This window comes from Microbacterium sp. GbtcB4, from assembly GCF_019091465.1.
Taxonomy (GTDB): Bacteria; Actinomycetota; Actinomycetes; order Actinomycetales; family Microbacteriaceae; genus Microbacterium; species Microbacterium paraoxydans.
In genome coordinates, this window is record NZ_JAGXJJ010000009.1 from 133,120 (window position 1) to 157,725 (window position 24,606).

At 71.0% G+C, this 24,606-nt stretch carries 26 protein-coding genes; all 26 read left to right on the forward strand.

Annotated features, from left to right (window positions below; all coding sequences use genetic code 11):
* The first annotated feature begins 44 nt into the window (after window positions 1-44).
* The 26 genes from KVS71_RS14895 to trpA all read left to right on the forward strand — a co-directional run bounded on the left by KVS71_RS14895 (window position 45) and on the right by trpA (window position 24,601).
* Entirely contained in the window at window positions 45-1,622 is a 1,578-nt protein-coding gene (locus KVS71_RS14895; RefSeq protein WP_217584912.1) for a Rieske 2Fe-2S domain-containing protein, read from the forward strand.
* A gap of 44 nt (window positions 1,623-1,666) precedes the next feature.
* Window positions 1,667-1,924 carry a hypothetical protein gene (locus tag KVS71_RS14900; protein WP_060922159.1) on the forward strand — a complete coding sequence of 86 codons (258 nt, stop codon included), beginning with the start codon at window positions 1,667-1,669 and terminating at the stop codon, window positions 1,922-1,924.
* A complete protein-coding gene (locus KVS71_RS14905; protein ID WP_060922160.1) occupies window positions 1,921-2,301 on the forward strand; it encodes a PIN domain-containing protein in 381 nt (126 codons plus the stop codon). The genes KVS71_RS14900 and KVS71_RS14905 overlap by 4 nt, the downstream gene beginning before the upstream one ends.
* Window positions 2,302-2,370: 69 nt before the next feature.
* A complete protein-coding gene (gene pyrR, locus KVS71_RS14910) occupies window positions 2,371-2,901 on the forward strand; it encodes a bifunctional pyr operon transcriptional regulator/uracil phosphoribosyltransferase PyrR (RefSeq protein ID WP_144881098.1) in 531 nt (176 codons plus the stop codon).
* Entirely contained in the window at window positions 2,898-3,863 is a 966-nt protein-coding gene (locus KVS71_RS14915; RefSeq protein ID WP_060922161.1) for an aspartate carbamoyltransferase catalytic subunit, read from the forward strand. Before pyrR ends, KVS71_RS14915 begins: the two co-directional genes overlap by 4 nt.
* Window positions 3,860-5,164, forward strand: a complete 1,305-nt coding sequence (locus KVS71_RS14920; RefSeq protein ID WP_217584913.1) for a dihydroorotase — start codon at window positions 3,860-3,862, stop codon at window positions 5,162-5,164. Before KVS71_RS14915 ends, KVS71_RS14920 begins: the two co-directional genes overlap by 4 nt.
* Window positions 5,161-5,673, forward strand: coding sequence for a hypothetical protein (locus tag KVS71_RS14925; protein ID WP_060922163.1), 513 nt, complete (start codon window positions 5,161-5,163; stop codon window positions 5,671-5,673). The genes KVS71_RS14920 and KVS71_RS14925 overlap by 4 nt, the downstream gene beginning before the upstream one ends.
* Complete coding sequence (carA, locus tag KVS71_RS14930; RefSeq protein WP_217584914.1) at window positions 5,670-6,872, forward strand: glutamine-hydrolyzing carbamoyl-phosphate synthase small subunit; 1,203 nt, start codon at window positions 5,670-5,672, stop codon at window positions 6,870-6,872. The genes KVS71_RS14925 and carA overlap by 4 nt, the downstream gene beginning before the upstream one ends.
* Window positions 6,872-10,159 carry a carbamoyl-phosphate synthase large subunit gene (gene carB / locus KVS71_RS14935; protein WP_217584915.1) on the forward strand — a complete coding sequence of 1,096 codons (3,288 nt, stop codon included), beginning with the start codon at window positions 6,872-6,874 and terminating at the stop codon, window positions 10,157-10,159. Before carA ends, carB begins: the two co-directional genes overlap by 1 nt.
* On the forward strand, window positions 10,156-11,001 hold the full coding sequence (gene pyrF, locus KVS71_RS14940; protein WP_105949852.1) for an orotidine-5'-phosphate decarboxylase: 846 nt from the start codon (window positions 10,156-10,158) through the stop codon (window positions 10,999-11,001). The genes carB and pyrF overlap by 4 nt, the downstream gene beginning before the upstream one ends.
* Entirely contained in the window at window positions 10,994-11,905 is a 912-nt protein-coding gene (gene gmk / locus KVS71_RS14945) for a guanylate kinase (protein ID WP_060922167.1), read from the forward strand. Before pyrF ends, gmk begins: the two co-directional genes overlap by 8 nt.
* 109 nt (window positions 11,906-12,014) lie before the next feature.
* A complete protein-coding gene (gene rpoZ, locus KVS71_RS14950; RefSeq protein WP_025103490.1) occupies window positions 12,015-12,269 on the forward strand; it encodes a DNA-directed RNA polymerase subunit omega in 255 nt (84 codons plus the stop codon).
* An 88-nt stretch (window positions 12,270-12,357) separates the two neighbouring features.
* Window positions 12,358-13,551, forward strand: coding sequence for a methionine adenosyltransferase (gene metK, locus KVS71_RS14955; RefSeq protein WP_105949851.1), 1,194 nt, complete (start codon window positions 12,358-12,360; stop codon window positions 13,549-13,551).
* Window positions 13,552-13,567: 16 nt separating this feature from the next.
* Window positions 13,568-15,526, forward strand: coding sequence for a hypothetical protein (locus tag KVS71_RS14960; RefSeq protein WP_105950794.1), 1,959 nt, complete (start codon window positions 13,568-13,570; stop codon window positions 15,524-15,526).
* Between the two features lie 18 nt (window positions 15,527-15,544).
* Window positions 15,545-16,465 carry a methionyl-tRNA formyltransferase gene (gene fmt / locus KVS71_RS14965; RefSeq protein ID WP_105949850.1) on the forward strand — a complete coding sequence of 307 codons (921 nt, stop codon included), beginning with the start codon at window positions 15,545-15,547 and terminating at the stop codon, window positions 16,463-16,465.
* A gap of 98 nt (window positions 16,466-16,563) precedes the next feature.
* Window positions 16,564-17,931 carry a transcription antitermination factor NusB gene (locus KVS71_RS14970; protein WP_217584942.1) on the forward strand — a complete coding sequence of 456 codons (1,368 nt, stop codon included), beginning with the start codon at window positions 16,564-16,566 and terminating at the stop codon, window positions 17,929-17,931.
* A 4-nt stretch (window positions 17,932-17,935) separates the two neighbouring features.
* Entirely contained in the window at window positions 17,936-18,616 is a 681-nt protein-coding gene (gene rpe, locus KVS71_RS14975) for a ribulose-phosphate 3-epimerase (RefSeq protein WP_060923197.1), read from the forward strand.
* Complete coding sequence (locus KVS71_RS14980) at window positions 18,613-18,876, forward strand: phosphoribosyl-ATP diphosphatase (RefSeq protein ID WP_025103484.1); 264 nt, start codon at window positions 18,613-18,615, stop codon at window positions 18,874-18,876. The genes rpe and KVS71_RS14980 overlap by 4 nt, the downstream gene beginning before the upstream one ends.
* A 38-nt stretch (window positions 18,877-18,914) precedes the next feature.
* Window positions 18,915-19,754 carry an ATP phosphoribosyltransferase gene (gene hisG, locus KVS71_RS14985; protein ID WP_060923196.1) on the forward strand — a complete coding sequence of 280 codons (840 nt, stop codon included), beginning with the start codon at window positions 18,915-18,917 and terminating at the stop codon, window positions 19,752-19,754.
* Entirely contained in the window at window positions 19,754-20,515 is a 762-nt protein-coding gene (gene hisF, locus KVS71_RS14990; protein ID WP_060923195.1) for an imidazole glycerol phosphate synthase subunit HisF, read from the forward strand. The genes hisG and hisF overlap by 1 nt, the downstream gene beginning before the upstream one ends.
* The gene (gene hisI, locus KVS71_RS14995) at window positions 20,512-20,895 is read left to right on the forward strand and encodes a phosphoribosyl-AMP cyclohydrolase (protein WP_060923194.1); all 384 of its coding nucleotides are present in this window, start codon (window positions 20,512-20,514) and stop codon (window positions 20,893-20,895) included. The genes hisF and hisI overlap by 4 nt, the downstream gene beginning before the upstream one ends.
* Complete coding sequence (locus KVS71_RS15000) at window positions 20,892-21,482, forward strand: Trp biosynthesis-associated membrane protein (protein ID WP_217584916.1); 591 nt, start codon at window positions 20,892-20,894, stop codon at window positions 21,480-21,482. Before hisI ends, KVS71_RS15000 begins: the two co-directional genes overlap by 4 nt.
* 47 nt (window positions 21,483-21,529) lie before the next feature.
* A complete protein-coding gene (locus KVS71_RS15005; RefSeq protein WP_025103479.1) occupies window positions 21,530-21,760 on the forward strand; it encodes an HGxxPAAW family protein in 231 nt (76 codons plus the stop codon).
* Window positions 21,760-22,536 carry an indole-3-glycerol phosphate synthase TrpC gene (gene trpC / locus KVS71_RS15010; protein WP_217584917.1) on the forward strand — a complete coding sequence of 259 codons (777 nt, stop codon included), beginning with the start codon at window positions 21,760-21,762 and terminating at the stop codon, window positions 22,534-22,536. Before KVS71_RS15005 ends, trpC begins: the two co-directional genes overlap by 1 nt.
* Window positions 22,533-23,801 (forward strand): tryptophan synthase subunit beta, encoded by a 1,269-nt coding sequence (trpB, locus tag KVS71_RS15015; protein ID WP_217584918.1) that lies wholly within the window; start codon window positions 22,533-22,535, stop codon window positions 23,799-23,801. Before trpC ends, trpB begins: the two co-directional genes overlap by 4 nt.
* The gene (trpA, locus tag KVS71_RS15020; protein ID WP_083370860.1) at window positions 23,798-24,601 is read left to right on the forward strand and encodes a tryptophan synthase subunit alpha; all 804 of its coding nucleotides are present in this window, start codon (window positions 23,798-23,800) and stop codon (window positions 24,599-24,601) included. The genes trpB and trpA overlap by 4 nt, the downstream gene beginning before the upstream one ends.
* The last annotated feature ends 5 nt before the right edge of the window (window positions 24,602-24,606 follow it).

Genomic DNA, 24,606 nt, shown 5'->3' on the forward strand with positions numbered 1-24,606 from the left:
GAGCCGTCGGTACAATCGAACGGTTCATCTTCGAGAGGAATGCAATGCGGATCACGGGACTCGGCCATGCCGGCATGTTCATCGAGACGGTGGGCGGCAACATCATCTGCGACCCGGTGCTCGGCCCGTCCTTCTTCGGGTCCTGGTTCCCGTTCCCGGACAACCGTGCCCTCGACTGGGAGCGCTACGGTCGTGAAGCCGACTTCCTCTACATCTCGCACCGGCACCGCGACCACTTCGACCCGGCGCTGCTGGAGCGGTACATCCGCAAGGACATCGAGGTGCTCCTGCCGGAGTATCCGATCGACGACCTGGAGCAGGACATCCGGGCGCTCGGCTACACGAACATCACCTACGCGCCCGCCGGCGAGGTCATCGAGCGCGGGGCGCTCAAGATGATGATCACCCCGCTGCGCGCGCCGAGCGACGGCCCGATCGGCGACTCGTCGCTCAGCGTGGACGACGGCACCGGCTCGATGCTGAACCAGAACGACTCGCACCCGCTCGATCTCGACAAGCTGCTGCACTTCGGGAAGCCCGACGCCTACTTCACGCAGGTCTCCGGAGCGATCTGGTGGCCCATGGTCTACGACCTCCCGCTGGATGCGAAGCAGAACTTCGCCCGACTCAAGCGCGAGGCGCAGAACAAGCGCGCGATGTACTACATCGAGAAGGTCGACGCTCCGCACGTCTTCCCTATGGCGGGCCCGCCCATGTTCCTCCGCGACGACCTCTTCGACTTCAACGGGATGGGCCGCAACGGCGAGTCCATCTTTACGGACCAGAAGCAGTTCATCGCGCACATGAAGGAGCTGGCCCCGAAGTACGACGGGCAGCTCTTCGTCCCCGGCACGCTCGTCACGATCGACGGTGGTGCGGTGACCACCGAGCAGACGCTCTACACCGAGGCCGAGCTCACCCACATCTTCGACGAGAAGTGGGAGTACCTGGAGGAGCAGCGCGCGACCCGCCAGCAGGAGATCCGCGACGAGGAGGCCTCGCGCGCCGAGATCATCCCGCCCGACGAGATGCTGGCCGCGATCAAGGAGTGGTGGGAGCCGCTGCTGAAGAAGTCGCGCACCATCCGCCTCGGGGTCGGCGGGCACGTCCGCTTCCGCATCGGGGAGCTGGACATGGTGGTCGACTTCCCGCGCGCCAAGGTCCGCGAGTACGCGGGGGAGGAGTGCGTGTACTGGTACACGATCCCGGCCGACCTCGTCTCGACGAACATCCGCGACCACGAGATCGACTGGTCGAACTCGATCTTCCTGTCGATGCAGTTCTCGGTCGGCCGCAGCGGCAAGTTCAACGAGTTCCTCACCACGTTCCTGAAGTGCCTCTCGGTCGACCGGATCGAGTACGTCGAGAACTGGTACCAGGAGCAGACCGACCAGACCGAGGACGCGGAGATCGGCGACTGGGTCGTCCAGCGCCGCTGCCCGCACCTGCGCGCCGACCTCACCAAGACCGGGAAGGTCGACGAGGACGGCATCCTCACGTGCAGCATGCACGACTGGAAGTGGGACCTGAAGACCGGACGCTGCCTCTCCACGAGCGGCCACCCGATCCGCTCCTCGAAGATCGACGACGTGACGGATCCGGTGCTCCGCGAGGCGAGCTGATCTGCGCCTGTACCACCGAGTGCAGCCGGTGGTACAGTGAGGCGATGCCGACCGCTCTGACCCGCATCCAGGTGACGCAGACCGCCGCGCTGCGCGAGGCGCTGGAACTCGCGGAAAGCGAGTGGCCAGGACTGCCGAAGTCGGAGCAGGTGGCGAGGCTCGCGGTGCTGGGGGCGGAGCGGCTCGCAGAGCGAGGATCCCACCGGCGCGCGACCCGGCGGGCGGCGCTCGAGGCGACGCGGGGATCGATCGCCTATCCACCGGGGTATCTCGACGCTCTTCGGAAGGACTGGCCGGAGTGATCGTCGTGGACGCCGGTGTCCTCATCGCGCACCTTTCCACCGACGATGTCCACCAGGAGGCGGCGTTCGACATCCTCGATACCGAGGAAGACCTTCTGATCCACCCGATCACCCTCGCGGAGACGCTCGTGCATCCGGCGCGGATGGGCACAGAGCTCGCCGATCTCGCCAAGATCGACTCCCTCGGGCTGCTGCGTCGGGAGGAGACGGTCGACGAACCGGTCCATATCGCGCGGCTCCGCGCCGCGACCTCCCTGAAGCTCCCGGACTGCGCGGTACTCGTCACAGCGGAGGCGTTCGGCGCGACGCTGGCGACCTTCGACCGTCGTCTCGCGACGGTCGCCAGAGAGCGCGGTGTCGAGGTCGTAGGCGTCTGATCCCTCCGATAGACTGAGATCACAAGCAACCTTTAACACCGTCCTGTGAGGCGGAGAAGGGAGCGGCTGATGGGTGTGCGCACTGTGTTGCACCAAGCCGACATCTCACGAGCGCTGACCCGGATCGCGCACGAGATCCTCGAGTCCAATCGCGGGGCCGACGACCTCGTCCTGCTGGGCATCCCGACCCGCGGTGTCACGCTGGGTCACCGGCTCGCCGTCCTGATCAGCGAGATCGCCCAGGTCTCCGTCCCCGTCGGTTCCCTCGACGTGACGCTCTTCCGCGACGACCTCGCCAAGCACCCGACGCGATCGCCGCAGCCGACGGAGATCCCCGCGGGCGGCATCGACGGGAAGACGGTCGTCCTCGTCGACGACGTTCTGTTCTCCGGCCGGAGCATCCGCGCCGCGCTCGACGCCCTCCAGTCGATCGGCCGTCCCGCCGTCGTGCGGCTCGCGATCCTCATCGACCGCGGACACCGGGAGCTTCCCATCCGCCCGGACTTCGTGGGCAAGAACATCCCCTCCGCGCGCACCGAGCGCGTCAACGTGCGTCTGTTCGAGAACGACGGCGCCGAGGAGGTGACGATCGGCGAATGAGGCATCTCCTCGACACCCGCACGCTCGACAGAGCGACCGCCCTGCGCATCCTCGATGTCGCGGAGGACATGGCCGACACGCAGTCCCGCGAGGTCAAGAAGCTTCCCACGCTCCGCGGGAAGACCGTCGTGAACCTCTTCTTCGAGGACTCGACGCGCACCCGCATCTCGTTCGAGGCCGCCGCGAAGCGCCTGTCCGCCGACGTCATCAACTTCGCCGCCAAGGGTTCCAGCGTCTCCAAGGGCGAGAGCCTGAAGGACACCGCGCAGACGCTCGAGGCCATCGGTGCCGACGCGGTCGTCGTGCGGCACCCCGGCTCCGGGGCGCCGCAGACCCTGGCGACGAGCGGCTGGATCTCCGCCGGCGTCGTCAACGCGGGCGACGGCACCCACGAGCACCCCACCCAGGCGCTCCTCGACGCCTTCACCATCCGCAAGCGTCGCTTCGGCGTGGACAGTCGCGGACGCGACCTCTCCGGTCTCCGGGTGACGATCGTCGGTGACGTGCTGCATTCGCGGGTGGCGCGCTCCAACGTCTGGCTGCTCACCACGCTCGGCGCCGAGGTCACGCTCGTGTCGCCGCCGACCCTGGTTCCACAGAACGTGTCCCTGTGGCCGGTCCGCGTGGTCTACGACCTGGACGAAGCCCTCGCGGAGGGGCCGGACGCCGTGATGATGCTGCGCATCCAGCTCGAGCGCATGAACGCGGCGTATTTCCCGACTGAGCGGGAGTATTCGCGCCGGTGGGGCCTGGACGCACGGCGCGTGGCGGCTCTGCCGGGCGGTAGCATTGTCCTGCACCCCGGACCCATGAACCGGGGACTGGAGATCTCCTCCGAAGCTGCCGATTCCCCCCGTTCGACGGTGCTGGAACAGGTGTCGAACGGGGTCTCCGTGCGCATGGCGGTGCTGTACCTGCTGCTGGCAGGGGAACGAGACGACGAACGAGGGGGAGACCTGTGAGCGAGACCCTCGTCATCACCGGTGCACAGCTGCTCGACGCGGACGGCGCCGACATCATGATCGAGGAAGGCGTCATCGCCGAGGTCGGGACGGGGCTCACCCGCACCGGCGCGCGGGTGATCGACGCCGCGGGCCTGGTCGCGCTGCCGGGCCTCGTCGACCTGCACACCCACCTGCGCGAGCCGGGGTTCGAGGCCTCTGAGACGATCCTCACCGGCACCAGAGCGGCCGCCGCGGGCGGGTTCACCGCCGTGTTCGCGATGCCGAACACCTCCCCGGTCGCCGACACGGCGGGCGTGGTCGAGCAGGAGCTCGCCCTCGGCGAGGCGGCCGGCTACGCGACCGTGCAGCCGATCGGCGCCGTCACCGTGGGGCAGAAGGGCGAGCGCCTCGCCGAGCTGGGCGCCATGGCCACCTCCCGTGCCCAGGTTCGGGTCTTCAGCGACGACGGCTTCTGCGTGTGGGACCCGCTGATCATGCGCCGGGCTCTGGAGTACGTGAAGTCCTTCGACGGCGTCATCGCCCAGCATGCGCAGGACCCGCGACTCACCGAGGGCGCCCAGATGAACGAGGGCACCGTCTCGGCCGAGCTCGGGCTGGCCGGATGGCCGGCGGTCGCCGAGGAGTCGATCATCGCCCGCGATGTGCTCCTCGCCGAGCACGTCGGCTCGCGACTGCACGTGTGCCACCTGTCGACGGCCGGCTCCGTCGACATCATCCGCTGGGCCAAGAAGCGCGGTGTCAACGTGACGGCGGAGGTCACGCCGCACCACCTGCTGCTCACGGACGAACTCGTCCGCGGCTACGACGCGCGGTTCAAGGTCAACCCGCCGCTGCGCCGCGAAGAGGACGTCCTCGCGGTCCGGGAGGGCCTTGCCGACGGCACGATCGACATCGTCGCGACCGACCACGCACCGCACCCCAGCGAGCACAAGGCGTGCGAGTGGCAGGCCGCCGCGAACGGCATGGTCGGTCTGGAGAGCGCCCTGCGGGTCGTGCACCAGTCGATGGTGCAGACCGGCCTGATCGGCTGGGCCGATGTCGCCCGCGTCATGAGCGCGACGCCCGCCCGCATCGGACGGCTCTCCGGCCACGGCACGCCGCTCACTGCCGGGCAGCCCGCGCACATCACGCTGTACGACCCCGCGGTCGACGGCGTGTTCACCGCCGCGGACCTGCACGGGCGCAGCGTGAACTCGCCCTACCTGGGCCGCGCACTGCCCGGGCGCGTGGAGTACACGGTGCACGGCGGCGTCCTCACGGTCGACGGCGGCGCCGTCGTCGAGGAGCTCGGCGCATGAGCGCACGGGACCTCGCGGTCGCGATCATCATCGCCGTCGCGCTGCTGATCCTGCTCTCCATGCTGTTCGCCTGGCGACGACGAGTGCGGCGCGATGCCGCGTACACGGCCCCGCTCGGGGTGCCGGAGCACGCGGAGGTGACGCGCCGTGACGAGGTGCTCTACGTGTCCACCACCCGGCACGAGCAGCCCCTCGAACGGCTCGCGATCACCCCGCTGGCGTTCCGCGCACGCGGCGAGCTGGCTGTGACCGATCGCGGCATCGCGCTGGCCCTGGACGGTGCCCCCACCGTCTTCCTCGCCGCCGACCGCCTCGTCTCCGTCGATCGCGCGACCGTCACGATCGATCGCGTCGTCGAGCCCGGCGGGCTCGCGCGCATCTCGTGGCGCGTCGACGACACGACCGTCGTCGACAGCTATGTGCGCCTCACCGGCGGCGACCTCCCGACCCTCATCTCCGACCTGCAGCGGCTCATCCCCGCCGCCCCTGACACAGGAGCCTCGTCATGACCCTCTCGACTTCCTCCCCGCAGGCCTCTGCGGCCCGCCTTCCCGACCCCGCCGTCCTCGTCCTGGAGGACGGCACCCGACACCGCGGACGCGCGTACGGCGCGCGCGGGCGCACCCTCGGCGAGGTCGTGTTCGCCACCGGCATGTCGGGATACCAGGAGACCATCACCGACCCGTCCTACGCCGGGCAGATCGTCCTGCAGACCGCCCCGCACATCGGCAACACCGGCATGAATGACGAGGACACCGAGTCCCGCCGCATCTGGGTCGCCGGCTACATCGTGCGCGACCCCTCGCGCGTCGTCTCGAACTGGCGGGCGAACGCCTCTCTCGACGACGTCCTCGTCGAGGACGGCATCGTCGGCATCAGCGGCATCGACACGCGCGCGGTCACCCGCCACATCCGCTCGGCCGGCTCCATGCGGGGCGGCATCTTCTCGGGTGCGGAGGCGGAGCTCGACCCGGAGGAGCAGCTGCGCATCGTCCGCGAGGCCCCGGAGATGACCGGCCTCAACCTCTCCGCGCAGGTGTCCGTCCATAGCGCGACCGTCACCCCGGCGGTGGGGGAGCGCATCGGCAACCTCGCCGTGCTCGACCTCGGTGTGAAGCAGGCGACGATCGACAACCTCGCGGCCCGCGGCTTCGACGTGCACGTCCTCCCGCAGGACGTGGGCATCGACGAGATCCGGGCGATCGAGCCGGTCGCCGTCTTCTACTCGAACGGTCCCGGCGACCCCGCGGCGTCGGGCGACCACGTCGAACTGCTGCGCGCGGTCCTCGACGACGGGCTGCCCTTCTTCGGGATCTGCTTCGGCAACCAGCTCCTCGGTCGGGCCCTGGGTCTCGGCACGTACAAGCTGCCGTTCGGCCACCGCGGCATCAACCAGCCCGTGCTGGACAAGCAGACGGGCAAGGTCGAGATCACCGCGCACAACCACGGCTTCGCCGTCGAGGCGCCCCTGGAGGGCTCCTTCGACAGCCCGCACGGCTACGGCAAGGTCGAGGTCAGCCACGTCGGCCTCAACGACAACGTCGTGGAGGGCCTGCGCGCCCTCGACATCCCCGCGTTCTCGGTGCAGTACCACCCCGAGGCCGCGGCCGGACCGCACGACGCCAACTACCTCTTCGACCGCTTCCGCGACATGGTCATCGCGACCCTTCGACCCGCTCAGGGACCCACCCAGGGAGATGCAAAGTAATGCCCAAGCGCGACGACATCCGCTCCGTCCTCGTCATCGGCTCCGGCCCGATCGTCATCGGCCAGGCCTGCGAGTTCGACTACTCCGGCACCCAGGCGTGCCGCGTCCTCCGTGAGGAGGGCGTCCGGGTCATCCTCGTCAACTCCAACCCCGCGACGATCATGACCGACCCTGACTTCGCCGACGCGACGTACATCGAGCCGATCACCCCTGCGGTGATCGAGACGATCATTGCGAAGGAGAAGCCCGACGCGATCCTGCCGACGCTCGGCGGTCAGACGGCGCTCAACGCCGCGATGGCGCTGCACGAGCAGGGGATCCTCGAGAAGTACGACGTCGAGCTCATCGGCGCGAAGGTGGACGCCATCAAGAAGGGCGAGGACCGTCAGGTCTTCAAGGAGCTCGTCCTCGAGGCGGGCGCGGACGTCGCCAAGAGCGTCATCGCCCACACCATGGACGACCTCCTCGCCGGGGCCGAGCAGCTCGGCTACCCGCTGGTGGTGCGCCCGTCCTTCACGATGGGCGGCCTGGGCTCCGGGTTTGCCTACGACGAGGAGGACCTGCGCCGTATCGGCGGCGCCGGCCTGCGCGACTCCCCGACGACCGAGGTGCTCCTGGAGGAGTCGATCCTCGGCTGGAAGGAGTACGAGCTCGAGCTCATGCGCGACACCGCCGACAACACGGTGGTCGTCTGCTCCATCGAGAACGTCGACCCGGTCGGCGTGCACACCGGCGACTCGATCACGGTGGCGCCGGCGCTGACCCTGACGGACCGGGAGTACCAGAAGCTCCGCGACATCGGCATCGACATCATCCGCGCCGTGGGCGTGGACACCGGTGGCTGCAACATCCAGTTCGCGGTCAACCCCGAGAATGGGCGCATCATCGTCATCGAGATGAACCCGCGCGTCTCCCGGTCGAGCGCCCTGGCCTCGAAGGCCACCGGCTTCCCGATCGCCAAGCTCGCGGCCAAGCTCGCCCTCGGCTACCGCCTCGACGAGATCCCGAACGACATCACCGGCGTGACCCCGGCGAGCTTCGAGCCGACGCTCGACTACGTCGTCGTCAAGGTCCCGCGCTTCGCGTTCGAGAAGTTCCCGGCCGCCGACGCGACCCTCACCACGACCATGAAGTCCGTCGGCGAGGCGATGGCCATCGGCCGCAACTACGCCACCGCACTGCAGAAGGCGCTGCGGTCGCTCGAGAAGCGGGGCTCCAGCTTCCACTGGGGCGAGGAGCCGCGCACCGTCGAGGAACTGCTCGAGATCGCGAAGACCCCGACCGACGGCCGGATCGTCACCCTGCAGCAGGCGCTGCGCAAGGGCGCGACCGTCGAGCAGGCGTTCGAGGCCACGGCCATCGACCCCTGGTTCCTCGACCAGATCGTCCTCATCAACGAGGTCGCCGATGTCGTCCGCACCGCCGGCGAGCTGGATGACGCGACGCTGCGCTACGCCAAGGAGCACGGCTTCTCCGACGCGCAGATCGCGCAGCTCCGCGGCGAGAGCGAGGCCGAGATCCGCGGCGTGCGCCACGGCCTCGGCATCCGCCCCGTGTACAAGACGGTCGACACCTGCGCAGGGGAGTTCCCCGCGCTGACGCCGTACCACTACTCGAGCTATGACGCCGAGACCGAGGTCGCGCCGTCCGAGCGCACCAAGGTCGTCATCATCGGTTCGGGCCCGAACCGCATCGGTCAGGGCGTCGAGTTCGACTACTCCTGCGTGCACGCCTCGTTCGCGCTGTCCGACGCGGGCTTCGAGACCGTGATGATCAACTGCAACCCGGAGACCGTGTCGACCGACTACGACACGTCCGACCGGCTGTACTTCGAGCCGCTGACGCTCGAGGACGTGCTCGAGGTGCTGGACGCGGAGGCCGCGAGCGGCACCATCCTCGGCGTCGTCTGCCAGCTCGGCGGGCAGACCCCGCTCGGGCTCGCGAAGGGCATCGAGGCGGCCGGCTACACGGTCCTGGGCACGAGCCCGGAGGCCATCGACCTGGCCGAGGAGCGCGAGCTGTTCTCGCGCCTGCTCGACGAGGCCGGGCTCCTCGCGCCGCGTAACGGCACGGCGATCGACGTGGAGGGCGCGGTGCGCATCGCCGAGGAGATCGGCTACCCGGTGCTCGTGCGCCCGAGCTTCGTGCTCGGCGGTCGCGGCATGGAGATCGTCTACGGCACGGACGCGCTGCGTGACTACTTCGTGCGGACCGCCGGCGAGGTCGTGATCGAGGAGGGCAAGCCGCTCCTGGTCGACCGCTTCCTCGACGACGCGATCGAGCTCGATGTGGACGCCCTGTACGACGGCACCGACCTCTTCATCGGCGGCGTCATGGAGCACCTGGAGGAGGCCGGCATCCACTCCGGCGACTCGAGCTGCACGCTGCCGCCGGTCTCGCTCGGCCGCAGCGACGTGGACCGCGTCCGCGAGGCCACCCTCGCCATCGCACAGGGCGTGGGCGTGCGCGGTCTGCTGAACGTGCAGTTCGCGATCAGCGCCGGCGTGCTCTACGTCATCGAGGCCAACCCCCGGGCGAGCCGCACGGTGCCCTTCGTCTCCAAGGCGCTGGGCATCCCGATGGCGAAGGCCGCCAGCCGCATCATGGCCGGCTCCACGATCGCCGAGCTCCGCGCCGAGGGGATGCTGCCCGCGCAGGACGGCTCGCGCGTCCCCCTGGACGCCCCGGTCTCGGTCAAGGAGGCCGTGCTGCCCTTCAAGCGGTTCCGCACCGCCGACGGCAAGACGGTCGACTCGGTCCTCGGCCCGGAGATGCGTTCGACCGGCGAGGTCATGGGCATCGACCGCGACTTCCCGACCGCGTTCGCGAAGTCGCAGGCCGCGGCCTACGGCGGCATGCCGACCTCGGGCACCGTGTTCATCTCGGTCGCCGACTCCGACAAGCGCGCGGTCATCCTCCCGGCGCACCGCCTCCAGCAGCTCGGCTTCACGATCGTGGCGACCGAGGGCACGGCGGAGATCCTGTCCCGCAACGGCATCGCCGTCACGGTGGTCGAGAAGTACAGCGAGACCCAGGAGAGCGGAGCCCGGAACATCGTCGACCTCATCAACGACGGGGAGATCGACATCGTCGTGAACACCCCGTCCGGTGGTGCCGCTCGCGCGGACGGCTACGAGATCCGCGCCGCCGCCGTCGCCGCGGACAAGGCGCTCTTCACGACCATCGCCGTGCTCGGCGCGGCGGTGAGCGGGATGGACGCCGCGCACGAGGGCTTCCAGGTCAAGAGCCTGCAGGAGTACGCCCAGGACCGGATGGCCGCGGTATGACGGAACGCTTCGGCGGGCGAGCCCGCGCCGCTCTGGAGGCGCACGGTCCGCTCTGTGTCGGCATCGACCCCCACGCCGCTCTGCTGGCGGCGTGGGGGCTGACCGCCGACGCCGCCGGAGTCCGGGAGTTCGGGCTCCGTACCGTCGAGGCGGCCGCCGGTCGCGTCGGTGTCGTGAAGCCGCAGGTGTCGTTCTTCGAGCGGTACGGCGCCGCCGGGTTCGCCGCGCTGGAGGACGTGCTCGCCGCCGCGCGGGCGGCCGGACTGCTCGTGATCGCCGATGCCAAGCGCGGGGACATCGGATCGACGATGGCCGATTACGCTCAGGCCTGGCTGCCCGCCGGTGCGCCGCTGGAGGCGGACGCCCTGACGGTGAACCCGTACCTCGGCGTCGGTGCGCTGGAGGGCGCGTTCGCCCTGGCCGAGGAGCACGGCAAGGGGCTCTTCGTCCTCGCGGCGACCAGCAACCCCGAGGCGACCGTGCTGCAGCGCGCGACGACCGCGGACGGCGAGACCGTGTCCGCGGCCGTGGTCGCCGAGGTGTCGCGCCGGAACGCCGCCGCGACGCCCGAGGGGGAGTGGGGGAGCTTCGGCTTCGTCATCGGCGCCACCGTGGACGCGGCGGATGCCGGCCTCGTGCCGTTCGCGCCCGTCGCCCCGATCCTCGCCCCCGGCTTCGGCGCGCAGGGCGCCACTCCCGCGGATCTCGCCCGCCGCTTCGGCCCCCAGGCCGCCTCGGTGATCGCGAGCGAGAGCCGCAGCCTCCTCTCCGCGGGCCCGGCGGCCCTCGCCGAGACGATCGCCGACCGTGCCGCCCAGTATCGAGAGGTCAGCCGTGGCTGAGGAACGCCGCACCGTCCCCGAGGTCGACAGGGCCGCCGCCGCCCGCCGTGCGGTCGAGAGACGACGTGCCAGGGCCTCGCTCAAGCGGGATCTGACGATGCGCGTCGTCACTCCGCAGGCCGTGCTGCATCGCGCGACCGACGACCCGGACTCGGTCGAGGGCTCCATGCGCATCACCGACTTCCTCCTGGCCCTCCCGGCGATCGGCGCGGGGAAGCGCGACCGCGTGCTGGAGCAGCTCCACATCTCGCCGGTCAAGCGGCTCGGGGGGCTGGGCGCCCGGCAGCGCCGGGTGCTGGAGGAGTGGCTGGACGACCGGTTCCCCGTACCCGCCCCCCGCGGGGCGCGCAGCCGACTGCTCGTCCTCGCTGGCCCCACGGCGGTGGGCAAGGGGACCGTCGCCGCGCACATCCGCGAGAACAACCCCGAAATCCATCTGTCCGTCTCGGCGACCACCCGACCGCCACGCCCGGGCGAGATCGACGGCGTGCATTACTACTTCGTGGACGACGCCGAGTTCGACCGCCTGATCGCCGACGGCGAGCTGCTGGAATACGCGGTCGTGCACAACCGCTCGCGCTACGGCACCCCGCGCGCTCCCATCGACGCCGCCCTGGCCGAGGGGAAGACCGTGCTGCTGGAGATCGACCTGCAGGGCGCGCGTCAGGTGCGCGAGGCCGAGCCCTCGGCGACCCTCATCTTCCTCCTGCCGCCGAGCTGGGACGAGCTGGTGCACCGACTGGTCGGCCGTGGCACCGAGGACGCCGAGGAGCGAGCACGCCGGCTGCGGACCGCGAAGGTCGAGCTGGCGGCGCAGAACGAGTTCGACCACCTCATCGTGAACGAGGACGTCGCCACCGCCGCTCGCGAGGTCGTAGACTTGTCTACAAGCTCTGCGCGCTGACCTGATTCCAGGGTCGAGCACCACGCCGGTCCCTGAGCTCGTCGAAGGGTCGCGCGCCCGCAGCACCGTCTTCGCGGCGAATCCCGTCGCCTGATCAGGAGGTCCACCCATGGCCGGACGCAACAACGGCATCATCGATCCCCCCATCGACAACCTGCTGGAGCGCGTCGACTCCAAGTACGAGCTCGTGATCTACGCGGCCAAGCGCGCCCGTCAGATCAACGACTACTACTCCGACCTGCACGAGGGGAACCTCTTCGACAACGTGGGCCCGCTCGTCGACTCGTCGGTCGAGGACAAGCCGCTCACCATCGCCCTGCACGAGATCAACGAGGACAAGCTCCGCCTGCGTCACGCGGAGTAACTCGACGACCGCGCCGCCGCAACGTCGGTGGCGCGGTCCAGAATGGGTGCCACACCCTCCCACCGTCCGTCCCCGTTCTGGAGCATCGATGAGCGCGCTGCGTCTGTTCACGTCCGAGTCCGTCACCGAAGGGCATCCGGACAAGATCTGCGACCAGATCTCGGACAGCATCCTCGACGGACTGCTCGCGAAGGACCCGGCCTCCCGGGTCGCGGTCGAGACGCTCGTCACGACCGGGCTCGTGCATGTGGCCGGCGAGATCCGCACCGACGCCTACGTCGACATCCCGACGATCGTCCGCCAGGTCGTGAACGGCATCGGCTACACGTCGTCCGACACCGGCTTCGACGGCGACTCGTGCGGCGTCAGCGTCTCGGTGGGGGAGCAGTCCACGGACATCGCCCACGGGGTCGACAACGCCCAGGAGCACCGCGACGGCTCGTCGGTCGATCCGCTCGACGGCCTCGGCGCCGGAGACCAGGGCATCATGTTCGGGTTCGCCACCAACGAGACCCCGCAGCTCATGCCGATGGCCGCATGGACCGCGCACCGCATCGCCGAGCGGCTGACCGAGGTGCGCCGCAGCGGGCTGCTGCCCTTCCTGCGCCCGGACGGGAAGACGCAGGTCACCCTCGGCTACGACGGCTTCACCCCGAAGACCGTCGACGCCGTCGTGCTCTCCACGCAGCACAACCCGGACATCGCCCAGGACGACCTCAAGGCGCAGATCCGCGAGCACGTCATCGATCCGGTCCTCGCCACGACCGGCCTCGACCTCGACGACGTCACCTACTACATCAACCCCGCGGGCCCCTTCGTCACGGGCGGCCCCAAGGGAGACGCCGGGCTCACCGGTCGCAAGATCATCATCGACACCTACGGCGGCGCCGCACGGCACGGTGGTGGTGCCTTCAGCGGCAAGGACCCGTCGAAGGTCGACCGCTCCGGCGCCTACGCGACGCGCTGGGTCGCCAAGAACGCGGTCGCCGCGGGACTCGCCGACCGCCTCGAGGTGCAGGTCGCCTACGCGATCGGCGTCGCCCGACCCGTCGGCCTGTACGTGGAGACCTTCGGCACCGGACGGGTGTCCGACGAGGTCATCACCCGCGCCATCGACGAGGTGTTCGACCTCCGACCGCAGGCCATCATCGAGCAGCTCGACCTGCTGCGGCCGATCTATGCGCAGACGGCCGCGTACGGGCATTTCGGCCGGGAGCTGCCGGACTTCACGTGGGAGCGGACGGACCGGGCCGAGGAGCTGCGGCGCGCTGCCGGGCTCTGACGGGTCCGCGGTGCTGATCTCTCCGGAGAGCAGGCGCATCGCGCGGGTGCTTCTGGAATCGCCGCTGCCGCAGCTCGACCGCCTGTTCGACTACGCCCTTCCGCCCGAACTCGGCGATGTCGAGCCCGGGGTCCGGGTGCGCGTGCCCCTGCGGACCGCCGGGCGCGTGGTCGACGGGTTCGTGGTGGAGCTGGACGTGGAGGACGACGCCGATCGTCCGCTCTCCGAGGTCGAGAGCATCGTGTCGGCCGTCCCCGTGCTGCCGGATCGTCTGTACCGACTGGCGCGGCGCGTCGCCGATCGCGCGGCAGGGTCGGCATCGGACGTGCTGCGGCTGGTGATCCCGAAGCGGCAGGTGCGGGTCGAGAAGGCCTGGACCGCCGACGCTCCGACGCCGCTCCTCGAACCCGAGGCCCGCGACGCGGCCGCGTCCGTGGTCGGACTGTACGACGGACTGCAGGCGGTGCTCGACGAGAACGGACGCGCGGCCGTCGAGGCCATCCCGCAGCTCAGCGACGACACACCGGGCTGGGCGCGGATGCTCGCTGCCTCCGCCGCGATGACGCTCGCGGCGGGGAAGTCGACCATCCTCGTCGTGCCCGACCACCGTGACCTCGATCGGCTGCTCGCCGCCCTCGACACGTTCGTCCCGGCGGAGGCGATCGCGCGGTACGACTCCCGACAGTCGAACCCGGATCGCTACCGCTCCTTCCTGCGCACGCTCGAGGACGCGCCCTGCATCGTCGTCGGGAACAGGTCCGCCGTGTACGCCCCTGTCGTCGCCGGTCTGGTGGCGCTGTGGGACGACGGCGACAGCCTTCTGGGTGAGCCGCTCGCACCCTACGTCCACGCCCGGGATGCGGCGCTGCTGCGGCAGGAGGGGGAGGGCTCGGCCCTACTCTTCGCCGGTCACACGCGGACGACCGAGATCGAGCGGCTCGTCGTGCACGGCTGGCTGCGGGATGTCCGCGCGACCCGTCGCGTGCTCCCGCGTGTGGTGCTGAGCACACCGCAGGAGATGGAGCAGCCGACGCCCCAGCGCATGCCGTCGTCGGCCTTCCTCGCCGCCCGGAATGCGGCCGCGCAAGGGCCGGTGCTCGTCCAGGTCTCGCGGCCCGGCTTCGCGCCGTCCCTCGTCTGCGCCGACTGCCGGGCTCCCGCCCGATGCCCTCACTGCGGCGGTCCTCTCGGCGCCCGCCATCGTGGCGCGGTCCCGGTGTGCGGGTGGTGCGGGCGTGGTGCCAGGGCGTGGACCTGCCCGGCGTGCTCCTCGACCCGTCTCCGGCTCGCCTCATCCGGCAGCGAGCGGACCGCCGACGAGCTCGGCCGCGCCTTCCCCGGCGTCCGCGTCATCGTCGCCGACGGCAGCCATCCGGTGGAGCGCGTCGACGCGCGCCCGGCCCTCGTGGTCGCGACGCGCGGCGCCGAGCCCCTCGCGGAGGGCGGCTACCGGGCCGTCGTCCTACTGGACGGCCCGCGGATGCTGCAGGCGCCGGATCTGCGCATCGGCGAAGCGTGTCTGCGGTGGTGGTCGAACGCCGCCGCCCTCGCCGCGCCGGGCGCCCCCGTCCACCTCGTCGGGGTCGACGGCGCCGTCGCCAGAGCCCTCGCCACGTGGAACCATCCCGCCTACGCGCGCACCGAGCTGGAGCAGCGCGCGCCGCTGCACATGCCGCCGACCGCCCGAGTCGCGCTCGTGGAAGGCTCGTCCGCCGCCGTGGCGCGCGCTCTGGAAGCCCTGTCCGAACTCTCCCTGCCCTCCGACGCGGTGCTCGGTCCCGTCCCCGTCGAATCGGATGACGTCCCGCCCCGGGTCCGGGCGCTCGTGCGCTTCGACTACGGCGCGGGGAGCCGCGTCGCGACCACCCTCCGTGCTGCCGTCGTGGCGGAGGCGGTGAGCGGACGCCGAGGCCGGACCAAGGCCGCCCGCAGCACGCTCGCGGTCCGCCTCGATATCCTCGATCCAGAACTCTGACCCTTCCGGAGAACCTTCATGCGCCTCGTCTTCGCCGGCACTCCCGCCGCCGCGGTCCCCACTCTGCGACGCCTCGCCGCCGAGCACGACATCGTCGCCGTGGTGACGCGCCCCGACGCCCCCCTCGGGCGCAAGCGTGTGCTGACCCCGTCGCCGGTCGCTCAGGCTGCGGTTGAACTCGGCCTGCCGGTCATCCACGCTGCCCGGTTGGACGAGGCGGTGACCACCGAGATCTCGGCCCTCCGCCCGGAGCTCGGCGTGATCGTCGCGTACGGCGGACTCGTGCGCGAGCCGCTCCTGTCGGCGCCGGATGCCGGGTGGATCAACCTGCACTTCTCGCTCCTGCCGGCCTGGCGCGGCGCCGCGCCGGTGCAGCGGGCTCTGATCGCGGGAGATGCCGTCCTCGGCGCGAGCGTCTTCCAGCTCGTCGCCGAGCTCGACGCCGGCGACGTGTTCGCGATGCGCGCCGTCGAGTTCCCGGCGACCGCCACGGCGGGGGAGGTGCTGGAAGCTCTGGCTCTCGACGGTGCCGCTCTCACCGCCGATGTGGTCGCAGCGATCGCGGACGGCAGTGCCCGCGCCGTCCCGCAGGAGGGCGAGCCGACGTTCGCCGGCAAGCTGACGCTCGAGGACGGTCTCCTCGACTTCCGCGAGCCGTTCGACGCCGTGTACGCCCGGTTCCGCGGAGTCACGCCGGAGCCGGGAGCGCACACGACGATCGACGGTCAGCGGCTGAAGATCCTCGAGGCGCGACCCGCCGGTGCCGAGGCGGAGGACCTGCGACCGGGTGCCATGGCGGGCACGCGAGCAGAGGTCCTGATCGGGACGGCCACCTCGCCGCTGGCCGTCACGCGGCTGCAGCCCGCGGGCAAGGGCCCCATGAACGCCGCCGACTGGTGGCGGGGACTGCAGGGCACGACCCCGGTGGCCGGCTCGTGAACGCGAACGACGGACGGCGCCCCGGCTCGGGTCGGCAGCACGCAGGCCGGGAGCGGAACGGCCGCGGCCCGAACCGGTCGGTCCAGCCGGCGCGCCGCGTGGCCTACGACGTGATCCGGGCGGTGTCGGATTCCGATGCCTACGCCAACCTGCTCCTCCCGACGGCGATCGCCGAGGCAGGGCTGGATCCGCAGGACGCGGCTCTCGCAACCGAGCTGACCTATGGCACGCTCCGTCGCCGGGGCACCTACGACGCGATCATCGCCGCCGCCGCCGACCGCCCGGCCGACGCGATCGACCCCGCGGTGCTCGACGCCCTCCGTCTCGCGGTGCACCAGCTTCTCGCGACGCGGGTGGCCTCGCACGCGGCCGTGAACGAGTCCGTGAACCTCGTGGCCCTTACGGCGGGGCGTGGCGCATCGAGCTTCGCCAATGCGGTGCTCCGGCGGATCGCCCGTGAGTCGCCGGGCGAGTGGCTGGCGCGCATCGAGGCGGCGGCGCGATCGGACGACGAACGCCTGGCCCTCCGAGCCGCGCATCCCGTGTGGATCATCCGGGCGCTGCGGCGCGCCCTCACCGCCGAGGGGCGCGTCGAGGAGCTGGAGGCCCTGCTGGAGGCCGACAACGTCTCGCCCGAGGTCACCCTGGTCGCCCTCCCCGGGCTCGCGGAGCCGCAGGAGCCCCGCCGGCCCTACGCCGCCACGGCGTTCGCGTCTCCGGGAGGCGATCCGCGTCTCGCGCTGGCCGCCTCCGACGGTGCGGTCCGGGTGCAGGACGAGGGATCTCAGCTCGTCGCGCTCGCACTGACCGCGGCGACGCCGTTGCGCACGGGGGAGCGGTGGCTCGACCTGTGCGCGGGTCCCGGCGGGAAGACGGCTCTGCTCGCTGCCGTCGCTCGGCAGAACGACGCGGTCCTGGAAGCCAACGAGGTGGTGCCGACCCGCGCCCGGCTCGTGCGCAACGCCCTGCGTGCCGTCCCGGGCGAGGTCACCGTGCACGAGCGCGACGGCCGGGAGCTGGCGGCTGAGCGGCCGGAGGCGTTCGACCGGATCCTCGTGGACGCGCCCTGCACCGGTCTCGGCGCCCTCCGGCGGCGTCCGGAGGCCCGATGGCGGAAGTCCCCGGCGGACGTCGCCGAGCTCGTGCCGCTGCAGGTGGGCCTGCTCACGGCGGCTGTGGACGCTCTCGCACCCGGAGGCGTCGTCGCATACGTCACCTGTTCGCCCCATCTCGCGGAGACCACGGCTGTGGTCGAGGAGGTGCGGCGCCTCCGGCCGGAGCTCGTCGAGCTCGATGCCCGCGTGGTGCTGCACGGCGTGGCGCAGTCGCCGATCGATCTCGCCGATGACGGGCGGGCGCAGACGGGCAGCGCTCAGCTCTGGCCGCATCGGCACGGCACCGACGCGATGTTCCTCGCGCTCCTGCAGCGCCCGCTGGAGGCGACAGACGCCCCGAAGGAAGGTTGAGACCATGGATCTGCCCCGCGCCCCGCGCATCAACCCCAGCATCCTCGCCGCCGACTTCGTCAACATGCAGGCGGAGCTCGCTCGCATCGCGACGGCCGACTTCGCCCACGTCGACGTCATGGACAACCACTTCGTGCCGAACCTCACGTTCGGCCCGCAGATGGTCCAGCGCATCCAGGAGACGAGCCCGGTCCCGCTGGATGTGCACCTCATGATCACGGATCCGGATCGCTGGGCTCCGGGCTACGCCGAGCTCGGCGCCGCGAGCGTGACCTTCCACCTGGAGGCGGCGGGGGAGCCGGTGGCCCTCGCGCGTCGCCTGCGCGACATCGGCGCCCGTGCGGGGGTCGCTGTCAAGCCGGCGACGCCCGTCGAGGGACTCTTCGAGCTCCTGGACGAGTTCGATCAGATCCTCGTGATGACCGTGGAGCCCGGGTTCGGGGGGCAGGGTTTCCTGCCCGAGACCATGCCGAAGCTGCAGGCGCTGTCCGCCGAGGCGCGGCGCCGCGGCTCGTCCGTCTGGCTCCAGGTCGACGGCGGCATCTCCGACGCGACGATCACCCAGGCGGCCGAAGCGGGAGCCGACACCTTCGTCGCCGGATCCGCGGTCTACGGTGCGGACGACGTGGAGGCGGCCGTCACCCGGCTCAGGGACCTCGCGCGAGCCGGTAGCCTGGAGGGGTGAAGACTTTCGACGAGCTGTTCGCCGAGCTCAGCGTCAAGGCCGAGACCCGACCCGAGGGATCGGGCACCGTGGCGGAGCTCGACGGCGGCGTGCATGCGATCGGCAAGAAGATCGTCGAAGAGGCCGCCGAGGTCTGGATGGCGGCGGAGTACGAGTCGGATGCCGCTGCCGCCGAGGAGATCTCCCAGCTCCTCTACCACCTGCAGGTGATGATGCTCGCGAAGGGCCTCACCCTGCAGGACGTCTACCGACATCTGTGATGCGCTCCGGTCCCACTCCTTCGAACTGAAAGCCGTTCATGCTGCGCATCGCTGTTCCCAACAAGGGCTCGCTCTCCGACACCGCCGCCGAGATGCTCGCGGAGGCGGGCTACGCCGGCCGCCGCGACCCCAAGACCCTCCATGTCATCGACGCCGAGAACGACGTCGAGTTCTTCTTCCTCCGCCCGCGCGACATCGCCACCTACGTGGCCTCCGGCGCCCTCGACGTCGGGATCACCGGTCGTGATCTCCTCCTCGACGTGCAGCAGCCGGCGCGCGAGATCGAGCAGCTCGGCTTCGGGGCGTCCACGTTCCGCTTCGCCGGTCCTCCGGGACGCTTCACCTCCGTCCAGGATCTCGACGGCGTCCGCGTGGCCTCGGCCTACCCTGGTCTGGTCGGCTCCTTCCTCCGCGACCAGGGTGTGAACGCGGAGCTCGTGCAGCTCGACGGGGCCGTCGAGTCCGCGGTGCGCCTCGGTGTCGCCGACGCGGTCGCCGACGTCGTGTCCACCGGGACCACCCTCCGGCAGGCCGGGCTGGAGATCTTCGGCCCCGTGATCCTGGAGTCCGAGGCGGTGCTGATCAGCCGTCCCGGTGAGGCCGACGGCGTGGATACGCTGCTGCGCCGGCTCCGCGGTGTGATGGTGGCGCGTCGCTACGTGCTCCTCGACTACGACCTTCCCACAGAGCTCGTCGATCAGGCGGTGGCCATCGCCCCGGGTCGCGAGTCCGCGACCATCTCGCCGCTCCGCGACCCGGCCTGGGTGGCCGTGCGCGTCATGATCCCGCGTCGCCGGGTCAACCAGGTGATGGACGACCTGTACGCCCTCGGCGCCCGGGCCATCCTCGTCACGGCGATCCACGCAGCGAGGCTCTGATGACCCTCGCGAGTCGCGTCATCCCGTGCCTGGACGTCGCGGACGGCCGCGTCGTCAAGGGCGTCAACTTCGAGAATCTCCGGGACATGGGCGATCCGGTCGAGCTCGCCCGCCACTACGCCGCCCAGGGCGCCGACGAGATCACGTTCCTGGACGTCACCGCGACGGTGGATGCGCGGGCCACGACCTACGACGTCGTGCAGCGCACCGCGGAGCAGGTCTTCGTGCCACTGACGGTGGGCGGCGGGGTGCGCAGCGTCGACGACGTCGCGCGGCTCCTCGCGGTCGGTGCGGACAAGGTCGGCGTGAACTCGGCGGCGATCGCCCGTCCCGAGCTCATCGGCGAGATCGCGGATCGCTTCGGTGCCCAGGTGCTCGTGCTCTCGCTCGACGTCAAGCGTGCCGACACCACGCGATCCGGCTTCGTCGTCACCACGCACGGCGGCCGCACGCAGACCACGCTGGATGCGCTCGACTGGGCGCGCGAGGCCTCCGAGCGCGGCGCGGGGGAGCTGCTCGTGAACTCGATCGACGCCGACGGCACCCGCGACGGCTTCGATCTCGAGCTCGTCCGCCTCATGCGCGAGGTGGCGCCGATCCCCGTGATCGCCTCCGGCGGTGCCGGACGCGCGACGGACTTCGCTCCGGCCATCAAGGCGGGGGCCGACGCCGTGCTCGCGGCGAGCGTGTTCCACACCGGGGCCCTGACCGTCGGCGATGTGAAGGAAGCGCTGCGCGCGGAAGGAGTGCTCGTCCGATGACCGACACGCCGAAGCAGGACCAGGTCTCCATCGACGACCGCATCGCGCAGGTCGCCTTCAACGACGATGGGCTCGCCCCGATCATCGTGCAGCAGTGGGATTCGCGTGAGGTGCTCATGCTCGCGTGGGTGGACGCCGAGGCGCTGCGCCGCACGCTCACCTCGGGACGCGCGACGTACTGGTCCCGCTCCCGCCAGGAGTACTGGCGCAAGGGAGACACGTCCGGGCACATCCAGGTCGTGCGGGAGGCCCGCCTCGACTGCGACGGGGATGCGCTCCTGCTCCTCGTCGACCAGACCGGACCCGCGTGCCACACCGGGACGCGGACGTGCTTCGATACCACCGACCTGGACGCCGTCGACGGGGTGAGCGCCTCGTGAGCATCGCGCAGCGCGGACGCTCCCTCTCCGTGACGGGGTTCCTGCTGGCCGGCGCCATCGGGATCATCTCCTCCACGCAGACCTGGTTCACGGTGCAGCGGGCGGACGCGGGGGAGGACATCCTCGTCCCCGGTGCCTCCGCCCTCGTGCTCCTCGCCCCGCTGAGCCTCGCGGTCCTGGCGCTCGGTGCCGCCCTCGCGATCGCCGGCCGGGTCGTGCGCGTCGTCTTCGGGGTCCTGGCAGCCGCGGCAGCGCTGTTCCTGGGCTGGTCCACGCTGCAGCTCCTCCTCGGCGACGCTTTCGGCGCTGTCGCTGCGACGGTCACCGAGACGACGGGACTCGCCGGAAGCGGAGCAGTCCACGAGGTCGCGGCGAGCATCGTGCCGTCGGCCTGGCCGTTCCTCTCCCTCATCGGCTGGGTGATCCTGCTCGCCGCCGCCGTCCTCGTGCTGACCACCTGGCGGCGCTGGAAGGTCGGCGGCCGCCGCTACCGCACCGACGCGCCGACCGGTGCGCCGCACGACGGCCCCGTCGACGCGGTCGATTCCTGGGACGAGCTGTCCCGCGGGTCCGACCCGACACGCTGACCCCGATAGACTGAATCCAGATCCCACGTCGTCCCCCGGAGGAGAACATGACCAACCCGATCGCTGACCCCGGCCACGGACACTCGCCTGCGGCCTGGACCGCCGTCGTGATCATGCTCGTCGGCTTCGCCGCCGCGACCGTCGCGTTCTGCTTCGAGCAGCCGACCCTGGTGTGGATCGCCGCCGCACTGATCCCGATCGGGGCGATCGTCGGCTGGGTGCTCGCGAAGGCGGGCTACGGCGTGAAGGGTCCCAAGTACGCTCCGAAGGCGCACTAGTGGTCCTCGCCGACCTGACGGCCGGCGCTGTCGCAGACGCCGAGCGTCGCTCCCAGTCCCGTCCGCTCGTGGTCGTCGAGCGTGACGCCCTCGTGCGCCCCGCGGCGAAGGACGCGCTGTCCTTTCTCGCTCCCGCCGACCGGGTGAAGGTCATCGCCGAGGTGAAGCGGGCGAGTCCGTCCCGCGGTGCCCTCGCGGAGATCCCGGATCCCGCGCACCAGGCCGCGCTCTACGAGACCGGCGGCGCCTCCGCGATCAGCGTCCTCACCGAGGAGCGCCGCTTCGGCGGCAGTCTCGCCGATCTGGAGGCGGTCACCGCCCGGGTCTCGCTGCCCGTGCTGCGCAAGGACTTCATCGCCACCCGGTACCAAGTGCTGGAGGCGCGTGCCGCCGGTGCCGATCTCGTCCTCCTGATCGTGGCGGGCCTGGAGCCGGACGTCCTGCGTGACCTCTACGGGTTCATCCTCGAGCTCGGCATGACGCCGCTCGTGGAGACCCACTCGGCGGAGGAGCTGGAGGCCGCGATCGACCTCGGCGCCGCCCTGATCGGCGTGAACGCCCGCAACCTCAAGACCCTCGAGCTCGACCGCGATCTGTTCGGCCGGCTCGTGGACCGCATCCCCGACTCGGCGATCAAGATCGCGGAGTCCGCGGTGCTCACCCCCGCCGATGTCGCGCACTACCGTTCGGCCGGTGCCGACGTCGTGCTGATCGGCGAGGCCCTGGTGACCGGAGACCCGGTCGCCACTCTCGAGAGCTTCCTGGAGGCGAAGTGAGTCTGCGCGACCAGCACGGTCCGTTCTTCGGCGACTTCGGCGGACGGTACATGCCGGAGTCTCTCGTGGCCGCGATCGACGAGCTGACGGTCGCCTACGAGGAGGCCATCGCCGACCCGGAGTTCCGAGCCGAGCTGGCCCATCTGCTGTCCTCCTACGCCGGGCGCCCTTCCGCGCTCACCGAGGTGCCCCGGTTCGCCGAGCACGCAGGGGGCGCGCGGGTCTTCCTCAAGCGCGAGGACCTCAACCATACCGGTTCGCACAAGATCAACAACGTGCTGGGCCAGGCGCTGCTCACCAAGCGCCTCGGCAAGACCCGGGTCATCGCCGAGACCGGAGCGGGTCAGCACGGCGTCGCCACGGCGACCGCCGCCGCGCTGTTCGGCCTGGACTGCACCATCTACATGGGCGAGGTCGACACCGAGCGGCAGGCGCTGAACGTCGCCCGCATGCGTCTGCTGGGCGCCGAGGTCGTCGCGGTCACCTCGGGCTCGCGCACGTTGAAGGACGCGATCAACGACGCCTACCGCGACTGGGTGGCCTCGGTCGAGACCACCAACTACATCTTCGGCACCGCCGCGGGCCCGCACCCGTTCCCGGCGATGGTCCGCGACTTCCAGAAGATCGTCGGGGAGGAGGCGCGCGCCCAGATCCTGGACGAGGTCGGCCGGCTCCCGGACGCGGTCGTCGCCTGTGTCGGCGGCGGGTCCAACGCGATCGGCATGTTCGACGCGTTCCTGGACGACGAGGGCGTGCGTCTGTACGGCGTGGAGGCGGCGGGCGACGGCGTCGACACCGACAAGCACGCCGCGTCCATCGAACGCGGTCGCCCCGGTGTGCTGCACGGCGCGAAGACGTACGTGCTGCAGGACGAAGACGGCCAGACCGTCGAATCGCACTCGATCTCCGCGGGTCTCGACTACCCTGGCGTGGGCCCCGAGCACTCCTGGCTGGCCGACATCGGTCGCGCCGAGTACATCCCGGCCACCGACGACGAGGCGATGCAGGCCCTGCGGCTGCTCAGCCGGACCGAGGGGATCATCCCCGCCATCGAGTCTGCCCATGCCCTCGCCGGCGCGCTGCGGATCGGCCGCGAGCTCGGCCCGGACGGCCTGATCGCCATCTGCCTCTCCGGCCGCGGGGACAAGGACATGGACACTGCCGCGCGGTACTTCGAGCTCTACGACGAGGACGCCCTCGCGCACGATGTGTCCGAGGAGAGCGCCGCCGAGGACGCGGCCTCGAAGGGAGAGCCGCAGCTGTGAGCCGCGTCGAACAGGCCATCCAGCGCGCACACGACGCCGGCCGCAGCGCCTTCGTCGGCTACCTGCCCGTCGGCTTCCCCGACCTGGAGACCAGCATCCAGGCGGCGATCGCCCTCGCCGAGAACGGCGTGGACATCATCGAGCTCGGCCCGCCCTACAGCGATCCCGTCATGGACGGCGCCATCATCCAGGAAGCGACGACCAAGGCCCTCGCTGCAGGCTTCCGGATGAAGGACCTCTTCACGGCGATCCGTGCGATCACCGCTGCCACCGACGTCCCCGTCCTCGTGATGACCTACTGGAACCCGGTGCTGCAGTACGGGGTGGACCGCTATGCCGAGGACCTGCTCGCCGCGGGCGGCGCGGGTCTGATCACCCCGGACATCACGCCGGAGGCCGCCGGCGAGTGGATCGCGGCCAGCGAGCGGCTCGGTCTCGATCGGGTCTTCCTCGCGGCTCCGACCTCGTCCGACGAGCGCCTCGACCTCGTCGTGCGGTCCTCGACGGGCTTCGTCTACACCGTCTCGACCATGGGGATCACGGGGGAGCGGGCCGAGCTCGACCGCGCGGCGCGCACCCTCGTGTCGCGGCTCCGCGACCACGGCGCCCGCCGCGCCTGCGTGGGCATCGGCATCTCGACGCCGGAGCAGATCGCGGGCGTGTCCGAGTACGCCGACGGCGCCATCGTGGGCACCGCTCTCGTCCGCGCCCTCCGCGACGGCGGCGTGCCGGCCCTCGCCGAAGTCACCCGAACCTTGGCCGCCGGCACCGCGTCGGCGCGCTTCGTCTCAGAGAAGTAGGATCG